The sequence below is a fragment of the Pseudomonas sp. NPDC096950 genome, assembly GCF_044762525.1.
Classification (GTDB): domain Bacteria; phylum Pseudomonadota; class Gammaproteobacteria; order Pseudomonadales; family Pseudomonadaceae; genus Aquipseudomonas.
On sequence record NZ_JBIWEL010000035.1, the window covers coordinates 1 to 3,344 of the forward strand.

A 3,344-nucleotide genomic window follows, 5' to 3' on the forward strand; every position below is an offset into this window, starting at 1 on the left:
AACAATTGTGGGAGCGGGCTTGCTCGCGAAGAGGGCGTGTCAGCCGACATTCATGTAGCTGACACACCGCTTTCGCGAGCAAGCCCGCTCCCACAGGGAATGTGCCTGGCTCCGACCCAGGTAACGGCGCAAGGCGTTGTAGCCGTTTATGACGTAACACCGAGTGTCGTTAAACACCCGCCGTTAAACATGTGTAAGGGGGAAATGGATGGCGGAGCGTGCTCGCTCCTGCAAAGCGGATTGGCCCATGCCCCTCAAAGGGACATGGGCCAGTTTCAGCGGGGGATGGATCAGAACTGCGGGGTGTATTTCACGCTGAACATCACGTTGCGTGGATCGCCGTAGTTGTTATTGCCGTTAAGCTGGTTGTAGGCCGCCGCGAAGTAGGTCTTGTCAAACAGGTTGTTGGCGTTCATTGCCAGCTCGATTTCCGAGGTGAGCTGGTAACCGACGCGGGCATTCCACACGGTGTAACCCGGAACGTTGACGGTGTGGTCGAAACCGACCGTGTGGGTCTGTGCGGTAAAGCCCAGGCCAGTGCTCACACGGCTCCAGTCGCCAGGCATCTGATAGTTGCCCCACACGCGCAGCATGTGCTTAGGCGTCCACCAGCTGAAGATTTTGCCTTCGTTGTCCGGGTCGTCGAGGTACTTGGTGGTGTTGTAGGTGTAGCCGGCAAACAGTTGCAGATTGTCGGTCACTTCGCCGCTGATTTCAGCGTCCAGACCCTGGCTGCGCACTTTGCCCGAGGCCGTCGAGCAGTACCAACCGTCGCAGGTTTGCGGACCTGCCGTATTGAGCACGGCACGGTTTTCCTGGTCGTAACGGAACAGGGCCACGGATGTATTGATCCGGCCATCCATCAACTCGCCCTTGAGACCGATTTCGTAGTTAGTGCCGATGATCGGTTTAAGGACCGAACCGGCAGTATCGCGTTCGGTTTGCGGGGTGAAGACGTCGGCGTAACTGGCGTAGACCGACCATTCACGGCTCAGGTCATAAATGATCCCGGCGTAAGGCGTGACTTCACCAGTTTCGGTGGCGGTGCTGTTGGTATCGTCGGTAATGCTGGTCGGGGTCTCGATCTGAGATTTGTAGCTGTAGTCGTACCAGCTGACCCGCGAGCCGAGCACCAGGGTCAGGTCGTCAACAGGCTTGACCCGCCAGTTGCCGTACAGGCCTTTCTGGCGGATGTCGTATTTGCTCGGGAAGCCACGACCACCGGGGGTATTGACCAAACCGTCGTAGCTGATTTCCGGACGGTCGTGATTAATGTCGAAGATGTTGTCAGAGCTGGCGTTGAAGGTCCGGGCGTATTTGTCGTCCGAGGTGTATTTGGAATAGTTGCCGCCCAGCATGACTTCCTGCTGCATGGACAAGGCTTCGAACTTGCCGGTGACGTTCATGTCCAGCGCGACTTTGGTGGAGTCCAGGTCGGTTACGAAGTCAGCGTACTGGATACCGGTGCCATCGGGGCGGATGCCGGAGCCGGTGGTTTGCGTCCGCTGGTTCTTCGCCTTGTTGGTTTCGGTCATGTGCACGGCGCCGACCTTGAAGGCCCAGTCGTCGTTGAAACGGTGTTCCAGATCGGTGTAGATCGTGGTGACATCGATGTCCGAGTGGTTCCACTTCGCCCCGGTGTAGGTGCTGCGCGACAGGTCGATCGGTTTACCGTCGGAGTAACGCGGGAAGCCACGGACGTTTGCACGCGACTGGCCGTCGGACTGGCTGACCGCCACGCCCACGGTGGTGGCTTCGCTCAGGTCGAAGTCCAGTGCGCCGTACAGCGAGGTGGTTTTGTACCATTCGGAATCGACGAAGGTGTGGGTGTCGTCCTGGTCGGCCACGAAGCGGCCACGGATCGTGCCGTTCTGGTTCAGCGGTCCGCCGGCGTCCAGTTGCAGACCGTAGTGGTCCCACGAGCCGGCCTTGCCGGTCAGGGTCACGGTCGGTACAGCCTGACCGCGTTTGCGCACCAGGTTGACCGAGCCGCCCGGGCTGCCGGTACCTTGCAGCAAGCCCGACGCACCGCGCAGCACTTCCATGCGGTCGAAGAAAATCAGGTCCTGCGTGGCCCAGTTGCCGATCGCGTAAGTGTTACGCGGGATCGGCACACCGTCGTACTGCCAGTCATCGATCTGGAAGCCGCGCGAAGACAGGATCAAGCCCCGGCCCACGCCTTGGGCGCCGACCAGGCCGGTGGTCTTGTTGGCCGCGTCCTTGAGATCGACGATGTCCTGGTCGTCCATTTGCTTGCGGGTCATCACCGTGACCGACTGCGGAATTTCCTTGAGGGTGTGGGTGCCCTTGCCGATGGTTACGACATTCGAGGTGTAGGATTTCGAACCTTCGGTGGTCGCGCTGACCTGTTGCGCATTGATGGTGGTGGCGCCCAGTTCCAGACCTTCGGTCGAACTGCCGCGCACCAGCATCAGCGTGTTGCCTTCAAAGCTGTAATGCACGCCCGTGCCTTTGAGCAACTGGGCAATCGCCGCTTCGCTGCTCAACTTGCCGCTGACGCGCGTACTGCGCAGGCCGGCCATGTCATCGGCGTTGTAGATCACCTGTTGATTGGTCTGCGTGCCAAACGCCTGCAGCGCCTGAGGCAACGGCTGGGCCGGAATGTTGAGGGTAAAGTCTTCGGCGACGACCTGCGCGCTGAGCGGCAGCAGGCACGCCATGCCCAGACTGGCCAGCGAGCGACGCGAGCGCAGGGTTCGGGCGATGACCAACGCCTTGAACAGAGGTTTCAACTCATGAATTGCTGACATCGTGCTCTCTATTATTAGTCGAAATGGATAGGACCCATGGGCAACCGAGTGCCCTGCCGCTGCCTGGACCTGTGAACCGCTTGCGACACCGCAAGTCGATGACCGGCCCCTCCCCGGGCTCGATCGTGTGTCCGGGCAGCGGTAAATAAGGTGTACAGCTGGGAAAAACTGAACCCTGTGGCTACCCTGCCCGGCTCGATTTGTCTGCTTACGTAAGTAAGACGTAGCACCGGGCAAAAACCGGAATGAGTTTATTTATCATTCGCGCAAAAATTGAAAAAAAAGGCCTATGCGTTGGGCATCGGCCATTTTTGCGATCCTGCTCACCCTTGAAGGCACTGAAAATCCCCTTGTGGGAGCGGGCTTGCTCGCGAAGGCGGTCTTCCAGTCACATCGTTATTGGATGCCGATCGTTCCCACGCTCTGCGTGGGAATGCATCCCGTGACGCTCTGCGTCACATTCAGAGGCGGAACGCGGAGCGTCCCTTGCGGCATTCCCACGCAGAGCGTGGGAACGATCAATGCGGCGCCGTCTTCGCGAGCAAGCTTCGCTCCCACAGGGTTACGCCGGGC

Annotated in this window: 1 protein-coding gene; it reads right to left on the reverse strand. The window is 59.5% G+C overall.

Going from position 1 to position 3,344, the window contains the following annotated elements; all coding sequences use genetic code 11:
- Positions 1 to 290: 290 nt before the first annotated feature.
- A complete protein-coding gene (locus tag ACIQY3_RS32025; RefSeq protein WP_403028066.1) occupies positions 291 to 2,771 on the reverse strand; it encodes a TonB-dependent siderophore receptor in 2,481 nt (826 codons plus the stop codon).
- Positions 2,772 to 3,344: the final 573 nt, after the last annotated feature.